Annotated in this window: 14 protein-coding genes and 7 pseudogenes; 12 read left to right on the top strand and 9 right to left on the bottom strand. The window is 67.7% G+C overall.

Annotation, left to right across the window (positions count from 1 at the left end):
* Window positions 1–96 precede the first annotated feature (96 nt).
* Entirely contained in the window at window positions 97–1,182 is a 1,086-nt protein-coding gene (locus ACGF8B_RS37655; RefSeq protein WP_392746977.1) for an IS630 family transposase, read from the bottom strand.
* Between the two features lie 271 nt (window positions 1,183–1,453).
* On the bottom strand, window positions 1,454–1,978 hold the full coding sequence (locus ACGF8B_RS37650; RefSeq protein ID WP_392746975.1) for a contact-dependent growth inhibition system immunity protein: 525 nt from the start codon (window positions 1,976–1,978) through the stop codon (window positions 1,454–1,456).
* 208 nt (window positions 1,979–2,186) lie between these two features.
* Between ACGF8B_RS37650 and ACGF8B_RS37645 the strand changes: the two genes are divergently transcribed.
* The 7 genes and pseudogenes from ACGF8B_RS37645 to ACGF8B_RS37615 all read left to right on the top strand — a co-directional run.
* A complete protein-coding gene (locus tag ACGF8B_RS37645) occupies window positions 2,187–2,522 on the top strand; it encodes a hypothetical protein (RefSeq protein WP_392746974.1) in 336 nt (111 codons plus the stop codon).
* Window positions 2,523–2,888: 366 nt separating this feature from the next.
* Window positions 2,889–3,026, top strand: coding sequence for a DUF6233 domain-containing protein (locus ACGF8B_RS37640; protein WP_392746972.1), 138 nt, complete (start codon window positions 2,889–2,891; stop codon window positions 3,024–3,026).
* Window positions 3,027–3,250: 224 nt separating this feature from the next.
* Entirely contained in the window at window positions 3,251–3,529 is a 279-nt protein-coding gene (locus tag ACGF8B_RS37635; RefSeq protein ID WP_392746970.1) for a hypothetical protein, read from the top strand.
* Between the two features lie 16 nt (window positions 3,530–3,545).
* Window positions 3,546–3,755: pseudogene (locus ACGF8B_RS37630) on the top strand (response regulator transcription factor); the annotation flags it as partial.
* Window positions 3,756–3,858: 103 nt separating this feature from the next.
* A pseudogene (locus ACGF8B_RS37625) lies at window positions 3,859–4,382 on the top strand (IS5 family transposase); the annotation flags it as partial.
* 294 nt (window positions 4,383–4,676) lie between these two features.
* Window positions 4,677–5,528 (top strand): methyltransferase domain-containing protein, encoded by an 852-nt coding sequence (locus tag ACGF8B_RS37620; protein ID WP_392746968.1) that lies wholly within the window; start codon window positions 4,677–4,679, stop codon window positions 5,526–5,528.
* Window positions 5,529–5,546: 18 nt separating this feature from the next.
* Window positions 5,547–5,711: pseudogene (locus ACGF8B_RS37615) on the top strand (transposase); the annotation flags it as partial.
* A gap of 39 nt (window positions 5,712–5,750) precedes the next feature.
* On the opposite strand, the pseudogene ACGF8B_RS37610 reads toward ACGF8B_RS37615, so the two are convergent.
* The 5 genes and pseudogenes from ACGF8B_RS37610 to ACGF8B_RS37590 form a co-directional block, all read right to left on the bottom strand.
* Window positions 5,751–6,211 (bottom strand): annotated as a pseudogene (locus ACGF8B_RS37610) (transposase); the annotation flags it as partial.
* Between the two features lie 52 nt (window positions 6,212–6,263).
* Entirely contained in the window at window positions 6,264–6,836 is a 573-nt protein-coding gene (locus ACGF8B_RS37605; RefSeq protein WP_392747154.1) for a hypothetical protein, read from the bottom strand.
* Between the two features lie 20 nt (window positions 6,837–6,856).
* A pseudogene (locus ACGF8B_RS37600) lies at window positions 6,857–7,057 on the bottom strand (methyltransferase domain-containing protein); the annotation flags it as partial.
* 86 nt (window positions 7,058–7,143) lie between these two features.
* Window positions 7,144–8,265: an IS630 family transposase gene (locus ACGF8B_RS37595; protein WP_392747147.1), complete on the bottom strand. Its 1,122-nt coding sequence runs from the start codon at window positions 8,263–8,265 to the stop codon at window positions 7,144–7,146.
* 861 nt (window positions 8,266–9,126) lie between these two features.
* Window positions 9,127–9,774: a TetR/AcrR family transcriptional regulator gene (locus ACGF8B_RS37590; RefSeq protein WP_392746966.1), complete on the bottom strand. Its 648-nt coding sequence runs from the start codon at window positions 9,772–9,774 to the stop codon at window positions 9,127–9,129.
* A 281-nt stretch (window positions 9,775–10,055) separates the two neighbouring features.
* Here ACGF8B_RS37590 and ACGF8B_RS37585 point away from each other — a divergent pair, with 281 nt between their 5' ends.
* Window positions 10,056–11,471 (top strand): MFS transporter, encoded by a 1,416-nt coding sequence (locus ACGF8B_RS37585; protein WP_392746964.1) that lies wholly within the window; start codon window positions 10,056–10,058, stop codon window positions 11,469–11,471.
* On the top strand, window positions 11,450–12,670 hold the full coding sequence (locus tag ACGF8B_RS37580; RefSeq protein ID WP_392746963.1) for an FAD-dependent monooxygenase: 1,221 nt from the start codon (window positions 11,450–11,452) through the stop codon (window positions 12,668–12,670). The genes ACGF8B_RS37585 and ACGF8B_RS37580 overlap by 22 nt, the downstream gene beginning before the upstream one ends.
* An 89-nt stretch (window positions 12,671–12,759) precedes the next feature.
* On the opposite strand, the gene ACGF8B_RS37575 is transcribed toward ACGF8B_RS37580, so the two are convergent.
* Window positions 12,760–13,086 (bottom strand): hypothetical protein, encoded by a 327-nt coding sequence (locus tag ACGF8B_RS37575; RefSeq protein ID WP_392746961.1) that lies wholly within the window; start codon window positions 13,084–13,086, stop codon window positions 12,760–12,762.
* A 1,028-nt stretch (window positions 13,087–14,114) separates the two neighbouring features.
* Here ACGF8B_RS37575 and ACGF8B_RS37570 point away from each other — a divergent pair.
* The 3 genes and pseudogenes from ACGF8B_RS37570 to ACGF8B_RS37560 all read left to right on the top strand — a co-directional run.
* Window positions 14,115–14,354 carry a hypothetical protein gene (locus tag ACGF8B_RS37570; protein ID WP_392746960.1) on the top strand — a complete coding sequence of 80 codons (240 nt, stop codon included), beginning with the start codon at window positions 14,115–14,117 and terminating at the stop codon, window positions 14,352–14,354.
* 150 nt (window positions 14,355–14,504) lie between these two features.
* Complete coding sequence (locus ACGF8B_RS37565) at window positions 14,505–15,191, top strand: DUF402 domain-containing protein (protein WP_392746958.1); 687 nt, start codon at window positions 14,505–14,507, stop codon at window positions 15,189–15,191.
* Between the two features lie 533 nt (window positions 15,192–15,724).
* A pseudogene (locus tag ACGF8B_RS37560) lies at window positions 15,725–16,355 on the top strand (IS110 family transposase); the annotation flags it as partial.
* 22 nt (window positions 16,356–16,377) lie between these two features.
* On the opposite strand, the pseudogene ACGF8B_RS37555 reads toward ACGF8B_RS37560, so the two are convergent.
* Window positions 16,378–16,916: pseudogene (locus ACGF8B_RS37555) on the bottom strand (transposase family protein); the annotation flags it as partial.
* Window positions 16,917–17,266 lie beyond the last annotated feature (350 nt).

The raw sequence follows: 17,266 nt of genomic DNA, 5'->3' as shown, positions 1-17,266 counted from the left end.
ACCAGCGTGGATTCCAGGTCCAGCCCAAGAGATGGGCCGTCGAGCGCACCTTCTCGTGGCTCGCCTCCCACCGCCGCCTTGCGCGTGACTACGTGACTAGTGACCTAGTTCGGAGATCCTGTCGCAGTAGCGGCAGATGCGGTCGAGGATCTGATCGGCGGTCTTGGTCCACTTGAAGGGCCGGGCGTTGTCGTTCCAGACCGTGATCCAGTCTTCGAGTGCGGTCTTGAGGTCGTCGAGTGAGCAGAACACGCCGCGTTCGAGGCAGCGCCGTTCCAGCTCGGCGAACCACCGCTCGACCTGGTTGATCCACGACGAGTAGGTCGGGGTGAAGTGCAGCTCGAACCGGGGGTGCGCGAGCAGCCACTTGTGCACGGCCGGTGCTTTGTGGGCGGAGAGGTTGTCGCAGATCACGTGGACCGCCAGGCCGGGATCGGTCTGGCGGTCGATCTCGTCGAGGAAGTCACGGAAGTCGACCGCCCGGTGCTGTGCGGACAGTTTCCCGATCACCTTGCCGGTGGCGGTGTTCAGGGCGGCGAACAGGTCGACCGTGCCGTGCCGGACGTAGTCGAAACTGCGCCGCTCGGGGGTGCCCGGGACCATTGGCAGCACCGGAGCGGTCCGCTCCAGCGCCTGGATCTGCGGTTTCTCGTCCACCGCGAACACCACCGCGTTCGCCGGCGGCGCCAGATACAGGCCCACCACGTCACGGATCTTGTCGATCAGCAGTGGATCGGGCGAGATCTTGAAGGTCTCGGTCCGCCAGGGCTCCAGACCGAAAGCCCGCCAGATCCTCAGCACGCTCGACGGCGAGATGCCGACCCGTTTGGCCAGCTCCCGCTTCGACCAGTGCGTCGCCCCCTGGGGTGTCTCCTCAAGGGTGCGGACCACCACTTCTTCCACCTGGGCGTCGGCGATGGTCCGCGGGACCCCGGGCCGCGGCTCGTCCGACAGGCCTTCCAGCCGGTGCCGCAGGAACCGGGACCGCCATCTGCCCACCGTCTTGCGCTCGATGCCCAGCCGGGCGGCCACCGCGGTGTTGTTACCCCCTTGCGCGCACGACAGCACGATCTGCGCACGCTGGGCCAGGCCTTGCGCTGTCGAGCGCCGTCTGGCCCAGCTCTGCAACGTCAACCGCTCAGCTTCCGACAGCACCACCGGCGGCAGCCTGGTATCACCCATGACCCCAGGACAGCGGGCCCGGGCCAGCCCCGTCAGGCAAACCCCAAGATCTGAAACAGAACACGACTCATGAGGCGAGCCCAGAACTCAAAACCAGGTCACTAGCACGGCTCACTCAGAGACCGTGATCCGCTGGGGAATGATCGGCATCATGGTCCGCCGACTCACCAGTGGCCGACCAGCGACGCGTCCCGGCCCGCGCTTGCTCCTGCGAGACGTTCCGTAGATACGCCAGCAGTTCCTTCCATGGGGAACGTCCTGCGGCGGTGTTCTATGGAGCCAGGAAGTGCTCAACCTTCTGTTGCAGGTCAGGGGGCAGGTCAGCCAACTTCGAGACGATCTCGCTCAGTTCTCGGCTGAGTTCGGGAAACTCGGCCCGGACCGATGGGTTCCTGGTGAGGACCGCGGACAGCAGATCACCTTCGTACATGTGCCCCTCTGCCATCGGGTTCTCCCGCAGTACCTCCAGCGCCAGTGGCAGGAGGTAGGGCAGGCCTATGTGCTGTCCGATCAACAAGCGCATGTCCTCGACGGTCAGCTCGCCGATCGGCCGACGCCGCAAGGCGTGAGCAGTAGTGACAAGACGAGTGTCGTCGGCTGACGGATCCGGCCAGCAGGCGGGTTCAAGCTCTTCAAGGGACCGGGCGCGATCCAAGTGGTGCGTCACCGATCGATCGTCCCACGACCAGATCTCAAACGCGGTCTGAGGTAACTCCCGGAAGGGCATCGAAACGACATTCACAGAAGGTGGCACAACCATACGTGCCACCTGGACTTTGAAGGCGAAGCGGATCATTGAGAGTGGTCGCGTCACAGAAGTTGTGCCAGAACCTGAGAAGTGATGTCAGGGTGCCCACATTGCCGGGTGTCGGAAAGCAGTTGCGCAGGCAGTCTGCCGTGCCCGGCAGGTGAGGGGCCGCGTTCGGGCGGTCATCATGTGGTCCGGGGCCTGGCGTTGTGGGGTCCGCCCGGGAGCGAGAGAGGAAGGCGAGGTGCTCGGGACCGTGACGGAGGTGTTCGACAAGGCCTTGGACGTGCTCAACGTGGCTTTGGGACTGGGCTGCGTGTGGTTGGGATGGCGAGCCGCGCTCCGGCCGCGTCAGGCGCCGAGTTTTCGGAGACGACCTGTCTGGGCGGTCCGCGTCTGGGGGCTCGGCTTTGTGGTGCTGGGGATCTCCCTCACCATCAAGTCGGTGACTCTGATGGCCGGCGGGGAGCCGGGCTGGCCGACCGACGTGATCCGCTGGGTTGCCACACCGCTCGTGGTCGGCTCGATCCTGGCGGTGTTCCTGTCCCGGCGCTGGGAGCGCCGTCGGGCCCGGGCCATGAATGAGCAGTAGCAGGCGTGAACCGGGTCGTCCCCTGGAGTGAGGCGGCGTTCGTGGCCGTTGCCTGCTGGGCGGTCAGCGGTCTGGGATACGGTGTGCTCGCTGCCCTCTACGAGCCGCAACTGTCCGTTGCGCCCCTCATAGGCATGGCGCCCGTCCAGTGGTTCTGGGCGCGCCACCGCTTTTGGCCGGCCGCGGTCGCGGCGGGCCTCGCGGGGGCTGTCGTGCTGTTCGCGCTCGTCGGCGTCCAGCGTCCGGGGCCGGTCCGGTATCCGGGAACTGGAGATCAAGGAGCAGCAGGAGCGGCGGCGTCGGGAGCAGGCGCATGCCGCGCTGCGGTGGAAGATCCAGCCGCAGCGGTCGTCGTCGGCGGCTCTGGTGCACCGCGGCGACTGTGCCCTGTATCCGGTCGAGGGCGGATTCCTCAACCGGGAAGAGGCGTTGATCGCCCTGGCGGAGCCGGACATCGAGGTGTATCAGATCTGCAGGGCCGGTACGTGGCTCGTCGACAGGTAGGCCCGTACGATCCCCGACGCGCTTCGTGGGTTCCGGGCTCGCAAGATTGTCCAGGACGGCCTTTTTGGCCCCGGGGCAGCGGCTTCGTCCGGCCCCACCGAGGAACGGTTTGCAGTGGCTCCACCTGGCTGCAGATACGGCGCGGGTGCACTTGTCTGGAGTAATGCGGCATTGGGCCGGGAACGTCCTGTGTTGACGACTGCTGTACGGATTACGCTGACGCCATGTCACCGTCAGGCTGGACACGCCTCACAGAAGCGCGTGGAGTGCGACGCCGGCTGGTCATCGTGTGCGGTCACGTCATCAGGCGCCCCTTCCTGGTCCTCGCCCTCGCAGGTCTGGCGTTTCTCATCGCCAGGTTCGGCAAGGACTTCCCCGTGCTCTACGGCACGACCCCTCTGGGAGCCGTTCTGATCCTCGGCAGCATGGGGCGCTACCGTCCGGCCAGTTCTGCCGCAGAAAACGGTGAGAAACCCCTGCCGCAGGACACTGAGACGAACTGACCGACAGCCAGCGCTGCTGGAAGAGCTGACCAGCCGCGAACGCGAGGCCGTCGCCCTGGTCGCGCGGGGCCTGTCCAACGACCAGATCGCAGGCCTCATGGTGATCAGCCCGATGACCGTGAAAACCCACATCAACCGGGCCATGGCCAAGCTCCACGCCCGTGACCGCGCCCAACTCGTGGTATTCGCCTACGAATCCGGCCTGGTCGCCCCGCGCGACTCCTGACCCCACGAGCCACAGCCGCCGTCCGGCTCCGGCGCCGACCGGGCAAGAGCGGTCCGAAGCGTTCGGTACTGGCCGACGGTGGAGGCCCCCATTGGGGTGAGTCCTGGCCGGCGTGAACCGCATGGTCCTCGACTCCGCCCATGTGCGGGCCAGAAAAGGGGCGAACTCACAGGCCCCAGCCCCGTGGACCGGGGCAAACCGGGTTCCAGGATGCACGTCCTGTCGGACGCGAACGGACTGCCCCTGGTCGTCGGGCTCTCCGCCGCCAACACCCACGACAGCCAGGGCCTGAAGCCCATGGTGGCCGGTCTCCAGACGAGACACGACCCCCACCGCGGCTGGAACCACAAGCCCCGCAAGCTCCACGCCGACAAGGCATACGACATCCCTGACCTGCGCAGATGGCTCCGCGGCAAACGCATCGGCGTCCGCATCGCCCGCAAAGGAGCCGAATCCGGCGAACGGCTCGGACGCCGAAGATGGGTCATCGAGCGCACCATGTCGTGGCTGACCGGACACCACCGCCTCAACCACCGCTACGAACGCCACCCCCGCAACTACCTGGCATTCCTCGGCCTCGCCGCCGCACTCTGCTGCTACGAGCGACTCGTCCGACTCACCACATAGGACAGGGTCTAAGCACTTGATTTTGGGCCTCCAGGTCGTGTTTCCCAACTCTTGGGTGCAGAGGGACGAAGAGCTTCGCCGTGCTCGTAGACTTATGAGGTGGCATTCATGAGTACCCCGCACTGCTGCTTCCTGTGATCGGAAGGCGCTGAGGGCGATGCCGGTCGGCGTCGCCCCCTTTGGTGTGCCTGCTGCGTAAATCACGTCCCTATGCTGCCCGTTACTTCCTGAGGCAGTGACGCTCTGATCGCGCAGGCACGATCCCTTCCTTTCGCCCCTTGCCAGGAGTGCCTTGTGCCCGTGTCGCTTCCCCCTGCCCTCGATCTGTCCCTTGACCTTCTGCGCTGCCCGACGTGCCGTACGCGCCGCCTGCACCCCGGCCATGGCGCATTGCGTTGCCCGGTGGGTCACACCTTCGACATCGCCCGCCGCGGCTATGCCAGCCTGCTGACGGGTACCCGCGCCACCAGCGGTGACGATGCGGCCATGGTCCAGGCCCGGGACCGGTTCCTGTCCACCGGCGCCTACGCGCCCGTACGCGAAATCGGGGCCCGCCTGGCGGCCGATGCCGTGCCTGAGCAGGGCACGGTGGTGGACGTGGGGTGCGGCACGGGCTACTACCTGGCCGGCGTGCTCGACCGGATGCCCGGCGCCCGTGGTCTGGGGCTGGACACATCGGTGCGCGCGCTGCGCTCGGCAGCCCGTGCTCACGATCGAGCCGCTGCGGTGGCCTGGGACGTCTTCCGTCCCTTCCCGCTGGCCGGTGGGGCGGCCGATGTCGTGCTGGACGTGTTCGCCCCACGCAACCCGGCCGAGTTCCACCGCGTACTGCGCCCGACCGGCCGGCTGATCGTGGTCCGACCCACCGGGCGGCACTTGGCCGAGCTGCGTGGCCAGGTGCCTGCGATGGTCACGATCGACCCGGCCAAGGAACAGCGCCTGCACCGGACGCTCAACCCCTACTTCGAGGCCGTCGTCACTGAACAGGTGGAGTACTCCGCACCCCTGACCAGGCCCGATGTCCTGGACCTGGTAGCGATGACGCCGAGTGCACGCCATGTGAGTCGTGCAGACCTGAACGACGGCGGTGTCCTGCCGGATCAGGTCACTGTCTCTGTGCTGGCCACCGCCTACCAGCCTCGGTGACCACGAGCGGGCGCGCGCCTGCTGACCGATGAGCAATGGGCACGCCTGACGCCCTGCCTTCCCCGCAGCGCGGGAAAGGCAGGGCGTCCGTTCGCCGACCACCGTCGCATCATCGAAGGGATCATCTTTCGGTACCTAACGGGCATCCCCTGGAGAGATCCGACCCGCGAAGCATTCGGTCCGTAGCTTGGCATCGCGGTCAGGATCGCTGGACTGCTTTCAGGCCTTGGTGCGCTGGAAGGTGACGCAGCGACGGACGGGCAGGCACCGTAACGCCTCGTGGCCCATCCGGATCACACCGCTGTGCACGTGGCGCAGGTAGGCGGAGAGTTTGCGGACGGACCAGCGAGTGAAGGGCCGGCCGAGCTTGGTCGGGCGGGTGGTGGCCGGATGGACGACGGAGTCTTCGTCGTCAGGACTGAGAAGGCAGGGACGGCCTCCCGCCCACCGAGGGTCCAAGCGGGCCAGGCCGATTTCGTTGAACCGGTGGATCACGTCGCGGGCGGTGTCCTCGTCGGCCTGGACCAGCTTCGCGATCACCGGGGCCGGTTCCCGCCGGCCGAGGTCAACAGCATCATCGTGCGCCGGAACCGCACCGAACCAGTGCTGCCCCGACGCACGATCTTCTGCGGCTTCTGCCCCTCCGGGTCGGTCAACCTGCGCACACGGACAGGCTCGGTCATCGCGCCTCCAGTGGTCGGATCGGACGTCACCGCACACCTCCAACCGCCGCGGCTACGAGCCGGGCGAACCTTCCAGGCCGGAAGGCCACTTCTCGCGCAGATTCTCGACGTCGGCGGCCAGCACAGCCATATCGCGGACGTGCGTGTAGTACCTGGTCGCGTACTCGTCGTCGATCGCAGGGAGAACCTTCTCGAACACCGCCGTCAGCCGGATCAAGCCTTCACCGCGCTGTTCGTCGAGCGGGCCTTTGAGAACGCCCAGGGCGTGGCCGCAGGCGTCCGCATCAAGCATCACCATGTCCTGGACCTCGATGCCCAGGCCGCGGAAGCCTGGCGGGAACGGCACGGCATGCGGCGGACCGTAGCCATCACCCACTGGCGATCGAGGACCTTCTGCCGAACCCCGGTCCTGGAAGCCGTCCGGGAACATCTCGCGGGCGGCCGGGTCGGGCTGCGGCTCGCTGATGACGGAGGCCGTGCGTCCACTCCCATAGGACGTTTTCGGCACCGAGGTCGCCGTGCACCACTGCTCGGGTGAGGTGGGGAAGGCGCCGACGCTGGCCGAGTTGCGGCGGGTACTCCGGCCCGGCGGCCGGCTGATCTCATCGGTAAGCCACCCTTTCACGGCCCACGCGCACCGGGATCCCCGACCAGCGACGCGACCACGTCGTCGAACGTCCCGTCGTCGAACGGCAGAGGGTCGCGTAGGTCGACCACATGGAGGGTTGCGTCGTCGCCGAGCCGCCGCCTCGCCAGCGCCAGCATCCCGGCGCTGGCGTCGATGCCGGTGACGACGGCACCGCGGTCGCGTAGTGCGGAGGACAGGGGGCCTGAGCCGCAGACGGCTCAGCAGAGCGCGATGCGTCGAACGGATGCTCACGAGTGTCCTCTGGATCCTTCGATGGGTCGGAGGCGATGTGCACGAAGCGCTGTCAGGCCGCGCCGGCGAGCGGGCGGCTGCCCCAGCGAATGCCCTTCTCCCTGCGGATGCGGGCACGTTCTCGGCGTTGTGCGGCGAGGACGTCGGCGTGGCGGGCGTTGGCATTGCGCCATCGCAGAAAGGCGTGCAGGGCCTGGGTCTGCGCGGGGCGGCTGCGATGGTCTGAGTTGGTCAGGGTGAACTGCCGTAGCTGGCCAAAGTGGGCCTCGATCGGGTTGGCCCAGGAGGCGTAGGTCGGGGTGAAGCACAGCTCGACCTTGTTCTTCTTCGCCCAGTGGCGGATGTCCTGACCGGTGTGGGAGGAGAGGTTGTCCAGGATGATGTAGATCGGTGCGCCGTCGGGCCGGGCGGTGCGGATCGACTTCAGCGCGGTCAGGGTTTTGGCGGTGCCTTTGCGGCGGCGGTTGACGCCCCACAGCCGGTCGTCGCCGACGGAGTAGCAGCCGTGGAAGGAGGTCACACCGTGGATGCGGTGGTACGTCGCCGGCAGGCGGTCGGGCTTGCCCTGCTTCGCCCAGCAGGAGCCCGCGGTGGGCCGGATTCCCAAGGGCCCGAACTCGTCGAAGGCGAAGACCCTGTCCGGGAAGTGCTCCAGCACCTGCTCGATCCGGTCGAGCTTGGCCTCGCGCTCGGGGTCGGGAGACTCCTTCCATGTCTTGGTGCGCTGGAAGGTGATACCGCGGCGCAACAGCAGGCACCGTAACGCTTCACGACCGATACGGATGACGCGCTCGTGCACGCGGCGCAGGTAGGCAGCGAGTTTTCGGATCGACCAGCGGGTGAGGGGCTGGCCAAGCGCGGTGGGGCGAGTGGTGGCCGTCTGGACGACGAAGCCCTCGTCGTCACGACTGAGCAGGCGGGGACGGTCTCCCGCCCAGCGAGGGTCCACACAGTGCAGGCCGATCTCGTTGAACCGGTGGTTCACGTCCCGCACCGTGTCCTCGTCGGCCTGTACCAGCCGGGCAATCACCGGGACACGGTTCCCACCGGCGGACGCGAGCAGCATCATCACCCGCCCATAGCGCACCGAGCTTGTACTTCTCCGGCGCACGATCTGCTGCAGCTTCTGCCCCTCCTGGTCGGTCAGTTTGCGCACCCGCACAGCCTCAGCCACCGCACCTCCAGCGGTCGGAACGGACGTCCACCGCCCATCCAACCGCTCCAAGCGCGAACCCGGCGAACCTTCCCGGTCAGAGCACTGGAAGAGGGATTCCGACTCGGGCCACAAGCACTGGCACTAGTAGAAGTCGTGGGAAGCCCGATGATGACGGCAGGTGACGCGCTTGCAATTGGTCCCAGGGTTGTGTGGTTCTTCGAAGGAAGGGCAAGGAGGGTCGTAGCATCTCAAGCAGCGAAAGCCCTCGTCATCGTGTCCCCATAGCCGCCGGGCCTTCTTGTGCACCTCTCGCAGTCGAGCCTCAGCGTCATCCAACTCGGCGACGATCTCGGCGCGAGCTTTTCTCTGCGCGTCAGTTTCGTCAAGCATTGGTAGTACGCCCTTTCTGCTCCGGCCTCGACCCCCTCCAGCGAATTGGGGCATCGGGGTCACCGTGGTGCACCGCTGCGTGAACACGGTTTAGTGGCTTGCCCCTCAGCGTTGTGCTCGCGTGCTGTTTTCTCGACGTCCCCCTGAGTGTCAAATCCCGCGATTACGACAGCCACTTCTTCAGGGCAAACATCCCAGTTGGTTCCTGAGAGTGGCTGCTCCAGGGCCTTTGGCCCCTGCGGGCTCTCCAATAGCTACCCGTTTTCTAGTTTGCTCCGATGGTCGACCTGTGCAACTCCAGGAATATCCAGAGACGAAGTCCAGGGATTGAAATCTTTCCTGATTCCTGAAAAGAGCGGAGTGTTCTCGCCGGTTGCGCAGCATGGCCTCGGGGTCCTTGGAGCGATCACGACCAATTCGGGCGGGCCGGCGTGTGCGTCGAGCGAGGCGATGGGCTGACGGTGCGCTGCTCCTTTGTGCCGCCCAGCACTACATGGTTCGGTATGCCCGAAGAAAGGTCCGCACTCCCTCGATGACGAGTGGCCGGACCCGGGTGTCCTCCGCGGCATTCGCGGAACCGAGCCTGTCCAGCGCAACGCCGAAGGTCAGCGCGATGAACTGGTCGGCCGCGAGTCGGGGGTCGGGGACGTCGAGCAGCCCGGCTGTGGCGAAGGCGGCGAACCGCTCGGCAAGCGCCTCGTCGGGGGTGTCGGCCATGGAGTTGTAGCCCCGGTGCGGCAGGCTGCCGGATTCCGCCCGGACCAGTCGTTGCAGCGTTGCGTACTCCGCAGAGTCGAGCATGTCGGTCGAGATGCGCATCGAGAACGTGACCAGGGCGTCTTCGAGGTCGGCGGCCTCGGTGAGACCGCTGAGGGTGTCGTCGATGGTGCGCCGGATCGTGGTGATCATTGACTGGCCGATGGCGTCGACGACTGCTTGCAGCAGCGTCTGCTTGTCGCCGAAGTAGTCGTAGACCGTCCGCTTGGACACCTCGGCCCGGGCGGCGACGGCGTCGACACTGGACCTGTCGAAGCCGTCGGTGAGAAACAGTTCCCGGGCCGCCGAGAGGATGGCGGCCCGCTTCCGTGCGGATCCTTCGCGCAGTGTCTTCATGGTCGGCTTCTTCGTGGTCGGCATGGGCACATGCTACCCGTTCTGCACTGCACGGTGTAGTGTAATAATTGCTCGGCGGGTGCCGCACTCCTGCACCCGCTCCGCCCTGGGGAGTCGTGCGTGCGCCACCTCGGGTACCGCTTCCCCGGGCTCACCCCGCCGGACGACCTCGGACCTGTCCACAAAGCACCATGCGCACCGCGCCCCGGGTGAATCGCCGCCGCTTCCGCGCCGGGCCCGGCAAGGCGGCAGCGCCACGGGCACGGCCGCTCCTTCCCTGCCCGGCAATGACGGAAAGGACCTCCATGACCGCAACTCTGGTTTCCCCGGCCCGCATCGGTAAGGCCGCTGTCGGAGCCCTTGGCATGCTGGCAGTCGCCACCGGTGCCCTGGAGTCGGTGGTGACGCCGACGCTCCCGCTCCTCCAACGCGAGCTAGACATGAGTCCCGCCGAAGGGGCGTTACTCAGCATCATGCTCCTCATCACGGGCGCGCTCATCACACCGGTCGCGGGCAAGTTAGGCGACCGCTACGGCGGGAAACGGGTCCTGATCCGGCTGATGGCGGTGGTCTGTGCCGGTGGTCTGGTGTCGGCCCTGGCGCCGAACCTGCCGGTGCTGCTGCTCGGTCAGGTACTGCAGGGTGCGATGGTGGGCGCGCTGCCCCTGTCGTTCATCCTGGTGCGCGAACACCTTCCCGCGGGAGAGTCGAAGGTGGCCATCGGGGTGGTCAGCGGTCTGTTCGTGGGGGGCGGGATGGCCGGAACGCTGTCGGCCGGGCCCGTGGCCGAAGGACTGTCCCGACACTGGATGTTCGCGCTGCCGACGATCGCGGTCTTCGGGGCCACCATCCTGGTGGACAGGCTGATGCCGCCTGATCCGCCGAGCCGGTCGGACGGCGCCGGGGTCGACTGGCCCGGCCTGGTTCTCCTGAGCGGGACGCTGGTCACGCTCATGCTCGTGCTCGCGCTTGCACCCGACATCGGCTCGCAGCCACTCGTGCTCGGTGCCCTCATCGCGGTTCTGGCCGCTTTCATGATCGGATGGACAGCCGTTGAGCGTCGTGCGGCCTCGCCGATGGTCGATCTGCGCATGCTCACACAGCCTGCGGTGTGGAAGTCGTGCGTGCTGACGTTCGTGATCTGCGTCGGTACCTCGGTGGCTGTCTATCTGGTTCCGCAACTGTTCGCGGTACCCGCCACCGAGTACGGATTCGGGGCCGGCGCCACCGAGATCGGCTTCTTCCTGCTGCCCGGCGCCGTGGCCGCGTCGCTCGCCGGGCCGATCGGTGGGATCGGGGCGCGGCGTTTCGGCTCGCGGGCCGTGGTCACCGCCGGGATCGTCGTCATGGCCGCCACCCTGATCTCCCTGGCAGTCGTGCACACCGAAGTCTGGCACCTCATCATCGGCAAGATGTTGATCGCGCTTGCCAACGGCCTGTGCGTCACGGCGCTGGTGACCAGCACCGCCACATCCGTCCATCGAGGTGACACCGGCATCGCCACCAGCCTGGTCCTGGTGACACGCGTGCTCGGCTATGCAGTGGGTGTGCAGGCCAGTGGCGCGATCCTCACCGCCGGGACCCCTGCCGGTTCCGATGTCCCGGCCGAATCGTCCTTTGTCACAGGGTTCGTCATAGCCGGCGCCCTCACGGCGCTGTCCCTCCTTGTCACCCGCACGATGAGTAAAGGAGCCAAGGAATGCCCCGCATTGATCCGTTGACGGATATCCGCAGCACACCGAGGCGCAAAGTCCTGATATCCGGGGCCGGCATCGCGGGGGCCGCCCTCGCGTTCTGGCTGAACCGGTACGGATTCGAGGTCACGGTGGTCGAGAAGGCGGGCGTGCTTCGTAGCGGTGGTTACCCCATCGACGTACGCGGCACCGCACTTGAGGTCGTCCGAAGGATGGGAATCCTGCCTCGACTGAAAGAGGCGCACATCGAACTGCGGAGGCTGACCTTCCTCGGCGGGGACGGCAGCGAGGTGGCCTCGGTCGACCCACACACCGTCACAGGCGGCGTCGCGGGACGGGACATCGAGGTGCGGCGAGGGGACCTGATTGATGCTCTTCACACGGCGGTCCGTGACGACGTGGAGCTCGTGTTCGACGACTCCATCGACACCCTCGACCAGCCCGGCCACGAGGTCGACGTCACCTTCCGCGGGGGCAACAGGCGTACGTTCGACATGGTGTTCGGTGCGGACGGTCTGCACTCACGTACCCGCGAATTCCTGTTCGGCCCCGAAACACAATTCCACCGGTACCTCGGCTACTGCTTCGCCGGGTTCACCATGCGCAACACCTTCGGGCTCTCCCACGAGCTCATGATGTGGAACACCCCGGGCAGAGCCGCGGCACTCTACGCCGTGGAGGACAACGACGAAGTGCATGTCCTCCTGAACTTCACCCACCCGAAACCGCCACTCGACGCGTTCCGCAACCCGGAAGCCCAACGGGACCTGGTCGCCACGGTCTACGCCGACGCGGGATGGGAGGTCCCGGGCATGCTTGCCGCCATGCGCGACGCGGAAGACCTGTTCTTCGACGGGGTCAGCCAGATTCGCATGCCCCGCTGGTCCAGCGGCAGGGTCGCACTGGTGGGCGACGCCGCGTACGCGCCCTCGTTCCTTACCGGACAGGGCTCCAGCCTCGCGATCGTCGGCGCGTACATGCTTGCCGGTTCCCTGGCCGACCGGGGCCACGCCGCGGGCTTCGCTGCCTACGAACGCAACACCCGTGAGTTTGTGACCCTGAACCAGGAGCAGGTCGGCGAGGGCGACGCCGCACTCTTCCCGGCCACCGCCCGGGCCCTGGAGCAGCGCAATGCCATGCTGCGCAATCTCAGCGCCACGCCCTCCACGGAGGGACGACCGGCCCATTCGGCCCTTGCCCTGCCCGAATTCGTGCCCATGACGTGAGCTTGGGCACGCGCGCCGGTGACATGTTTCACCAGCGTTCGGGGCCAGCGGTTTCCCCGCCCTGCGTCCGCCGACCCCAGGTGAGCGACTCACTTCGAGACACCATTCGAGGCGGAGGACAAAGAACGAGAGGATGACCCTGCCCTCCAGCCTGGCTGCCACCGGGCGCGCATCAGCGGCCAGGCCTGTGCAGCGATATCGCTCACCTCCTCGCGTATCCGCGGCAACGCCTGGCGCAGGGCGCGCTGGACGGTCTGGAAGCGAGCGGCCTCCTGTTCGGTGCAGGGGCGGCGCCGCTCGGCAGCAAGCACCCGGGGCGCCCACCGGTCGCGGCCGAGTGCCTGGTGGGCGGTGTTGAGCACGGTGACGGTGGCGACGGCTGGGTCGGCGGCCTGCTCGCCGGACTCGGCCACCACGCGGAGGAGGCCCCGCCGTGGAGCGTGATGGCCGCGCCGCGGTGCCGATGCCCCCGCATCGCTCGCTTGGCTCTCGTGCCCCGTGCAAGGGCAGCCGGTTCAGCGGGCGGAGGCACCGGTCGGGGCCTGTAGGTTGGGTTGTATCGGACGATGCTCGCGTTCTCCTTGAACGAGATCCCCACGTTTACGAAGGCGCCGCTCCCTTCGTACTGCGACCAGCTGATGGCCTTGATGTCGTCGGGCCCCACCTGTTTGCCGAGCGACGTGATCACCGGACGCCCGGTGCATGGGAAGGAAGAACTGCCGCCGTCCGAGGGTGGGTTCGCATCGACCAGAGCTGAGCCGTCGACGGTGAAGTGCTGCCGGTCGACCGTTTCCACCGTGTAGCCTCGCTTCGGCTTCGCCCCCTCCGTGACGGTGGTGAAGGGGTACTGCTCCTGGCCGGTGGCCTGTCCGGCGTGGGCGCGCCGCATCAGCTGATCGAGGGCCTGGGCCAGGTCTGCCTCGTACCGGTCGTGGTCTTGGCGGCGTGTGGTGATCGTCTGCAAGTACTGCCAGGTGCGGCCGTTGAACGGCTGGTGGGCGTGGTCACGTTGGATCCACTGGATCTCGGTGAGCCCGAGGCCGGGAAGGCGTACCCAGATCTGGGGGACGTCGCTGGTGTGGACTTCCCATTTCCTGCCCCCGGGCCGCCACGCCGGAGTCCTGTCCCCGGCGCGGGCCGAGCAGGTCGCGGTCGTAGGTGCGGTGGTGCAACCGGATGCCGTGCTCGGTGATGGCATGCCACCGCAACGGCAGCAGCCCCAGATAGTCACTCCTGCTCAACGGAACCGGCACGTACCCGCAGACGCAGACGCAGACCAGCGCCGCCCACATCTCGTTCGGGGACAGCGCGACCTTCGGCAGCGTGGGATGCCGCAGCCCTTCATGGGGGGGAGTGGTGGTAGTGCACGAGCCACTCATCCAGGAGGTCTTGTAGCGGGGCGATGCTGTAATACGCTTCGCGTGCCACGTCCTGACCGCGGTGGGTGACGTCGGAGCTGTGCGCCCGCTGCGGTACGAAGTTCACCGATGAACGCTGGCAGTCGGTCCGGCAGACCTCATGGCGGAGCACCGGAGACGACCTGTGCGAGCCGTGCCGGCAGGAGAACGTCGACCGGGCGGAGGCTGAGCGCGCTGCGCGCCGCGAGGCGGAGGAGGCCGCGGTGCGGGAGGCGGCCGAAGCGGATGCGAAGAAGGGCCGCGGCCTGCTCGGGCGTCGCTGGTAGGCGTGGGCAGGCCCAAGGGCAGCCTGGGCAAGCCCGGCGGGAGCGTGGGCAAGCCACCCTCGGATGGCGGCTTGCCCACCCTGGCCGGGATGGGCTGAGGTGGGTAAGCCGGGCCGGACATCACGGCCTCGGACCGGAGAAGGGGACGATGTGCGCGGATTCGAGACGGGTCAGACGGTCGTACGGCGCGATGTCCACCGCTCCGGTCGGGTGTGGAGCGAACTGGCCCTGCGGGTTGTCGACGACACCGGCGAGGCGCTGGTGACTGCCTGCGCACCTGGTGCGCAGGCCCGGTGGCCCGCCCTGTACGCGCAGGCCCGCGCGCAGGGGGACCGCTCGGTGCGGACGGAGGCGTTCGACGCGATGGCGAGGGGGAAGTGGGAGCTCGTGGCCGGGGTGTGGCAGGAGACGGACCTGCTCCTGTGGAAGCCGCCCACGTGCTGGTTCAGCGTCAACGCCTTCTTCGTCCCCGACGGGGACGGGCGTCGGCTGCGGAACTGGTACGTGAACTTCGAGCACCCCACCTGCCGCACCGAGTCCGGGTTCGACACCCTCGACCTCACCGTGGACCTGGTCGTCGCGCCGGACCTGACGGACTGGGAGTGGAAGGACGAAGACGAGTACGCGCACGTGCGACGCCTCGGCATCGTCTCCGACACGGAGCACCGGGCCGTCGACGCCGCCCGCGGCGAGGTCCTGGCGATGCTCACGGAACGCTCCGGTGTTTTCGCGCAGGCGGAGCGGTGGGCGGCCTGGCGGTGGGAGTCGGCCTGGCCCACGCCGTGCCTGCCCCTGGCTGTGGCGGCCGCGCGGAGGGTTGCACCGGAAGGGGGCTGAACAGTTGCCTGGATAGTTGCTTGCGGCGGGGGACCGAAGGTGTGACCGGGAGTGGGAGCCCGGCGAATCGGACACCGTCCGTTGTCCCTGATCAGCACTGTTGGGCAAGCCTGTCCGCGCCGACGACACCTCTAATTCGTTGGTAATTGGAGGTTCTGGATCTCTGAGGGGTTGGGGCGGCGTTGCCCAGCCCGGGGCAGGACGTGTGTGGTCCGGTCGGTGCCGTGGTGACCCCTACGACACCTCCGACCGTGCGAGGTCTTTGTAAAGACTGGTGGCGCTGGGCGCCGACCGGTCCTCGCATGTTCTGCCCCCGCGGGCCCGTCGGGTTCGGGATCCTCGATGGATGAGCTGCCGCACGGTGACGCGTTATTCCTCACGAGCTCCGAGCTCTGGACACGGCGTGTGCCCGTGCGGTCCGGCGGTGCCGCGCACGGCTGATGAGGTGGCGGACCGCAGGGTCCTGGAATTGGTGCGCCGTGCGGACCCGCGTGCTCGCGTTCGAGAACAGCGCCGGAGAAGGGGCGGGATTCATGGACGTGTTCTGCGGGATCGACTGGGCGGAGGGGCACCACGACGTCGCGCTCGTCGACGACAGCGGCAAGCTGCTGGCCAAGTGCCGGATCGGCGACGACCTGGACGGCTACCGGGTGCTGCTGGACCTTCTGGGGGGGGGAACACGGCGACACCGCGGAGGCGCCGGTCCCGGTGGCCATCGAGACCAGCCGCGGCCTGCTTGTCGCCGCGCCGCGGCAGGGCCCCCGGAAGATCTACGCGGTCAACCCGATGGCTGCCTCCCGCTACCGAGACCGCCACGGAGTCAGCCGCAAGAAGTCCGACCCGGGCGACGCCCTGGTCCTCGCGAACATCATCCGCACTGACGCGCCGATGCATCGGTCGCTGCCCGCCGACGCCGACCTGGCCCAAGCCGTCGCCGTCCTGGCCCGCGCGCAGCGGGACGCGGTCTGGAACCGGCAGCAGGTCGCCAATCAGCTGCGGTCCCTGCTGAGGCAGTACTTTCCGGCGGTGATCGAGGAGTTCCGGGACAGGCCGGGGACCCTGACCCGCCCCGATGCCCGCCGCATCATGGCCGTCGCGCCCACACCTGGTGATCGGGGCCGAGCCGACGTACGGCTCCAGCCGGGTCGCCTCCGCCGGGGGCGCCGCTGCCTCCTCCGCCGTTCAAGGTGCCCCGGTAGCCGCCGTCGGCGATCACGAGGCCTTGCCAACGGCAGCCTTGGCGCCGGATTCCTCCCACGCCTGCAGTCGTTTCGGTTCCCGGCGAGCGGCCGGCCGGCAACGACGACGCGCCGGGTGTCGGCGTCGATGACGACCTGGTGGTCGGTGGATTACCGGTAGTTCTTCGACCGCTCGGCGATGGTGTGATCCCGGGTGGGAACCAGCGTCCCGTCCACGATGAGCACGGTGTCCTTTGCGAAACGCTGACGGGGCTGGAGCGCAAGCATCGGCCCGAGGTGGTCGGTGATCCGGTCCGCGGCACACTTGGACACCCCGAACAGCGGCGCGAGCTGACGAATGATCAGGTTTGTGCGCCAGTACGCGGCCACCAGCAGGGCCCGGTCCTCCAGCGGGAGGCTCCATGGCCGGCCTCTGCGAGCCACATCCGCACCTTCACGTCGCAAGTACGGTCATCTGCTTCCCGGAGGCGCGAGGGCTCAGCCCGGAGAACGGGGCTATCCAGGACGGCTCCGACGCCGTGATCACACCAGCCGCGCCGTGATCGTTCCACCCAGGGGAGGCCGAGCAAGTCTCTTCCGCCCAAGTACCAAAGACCATCGGGCTTGGGCGTGCCGACCCGGGCAGTCCAGAATGCTGCCGTGGCCGAAGACGAGCAGAGCGGCATGGAACCGCGTTCATTCCTGACATGCGTGACAGAGGTGGCCCGGCTGCTGGACGTCGGAGACGTCCCCATGGAGCCGAAGGACCGACATGCCCGCCACCTCGCCCACGCGGTGCGTAAGAGGTCCTAACAGAAGCTGTTGATCATGTGACTGTCGGCTTGGTTGCTCGTTGGTCCGTTCGTGGCAAAGAGGAACTCCCGACCGTGGCTCGTC

Origin of the sequence: Streptomyces sp. NPDC047917, assembly GCF_043204345.1 — a bacterium.
Lineage (GTDB): Bacteria > Actinomycetota > Actinomycetes > Streptomycetales > Streptomycetaceae > Streptomyces > Streptomyces sanglieri.
This window is presented reverse-complemented; position numbering and strand designations above follow the sequence as displayed.

Excerpts from the sequence above, each read along its gene's own strand:
- ACGF8B_RS37655 (WP_392746977.1), bottom strand. The coding sequence starts at position 1,182 with ATGGGTGATACCAGGCTGCCGCCGGTGGTGCTGTCGGAAGCTGAGCGG.
- ACGF8B_RS37650 (WP_392746975.1), bottom strand. The coding sequence starts at position 1,978 with ATGATCCGCTTCGCCTTCAAAGTCCAGGTGGCACGTATGGTTGTGCCA.
- ACGF8B_RS37635 (WP_392746970.1), top strand. The coding sequence starts at position 3,251 with ATGTCACCGTCAGGCTGGACACGCCTCACAGAAGCGCGTGGAGTGCGA.
- ACGF8B_RS37590 (WP_392746966.1), bottom strand. The coding sequence starts at position 9,774 with ATGCCGACCACGAAGAAGCCGACCATGAAGACACTGCGCGAAGGATCC.
- ACGF8B_RS37585 (WP_392746964.1), top strand. The coding sequence starts at position 10,056 with ATGACCGCAACTCTGGTTTCCCCGGCCCGCATCGGTAAGGCCGCTGTC.
- ACGF8B_RS37580 (WP_392746963.1), top strand. The coding sequence starts at position 11,450 with ATGCCCCGCATTGATCCGTTGACGGATATCCGCAGCACACCGAGGCGC.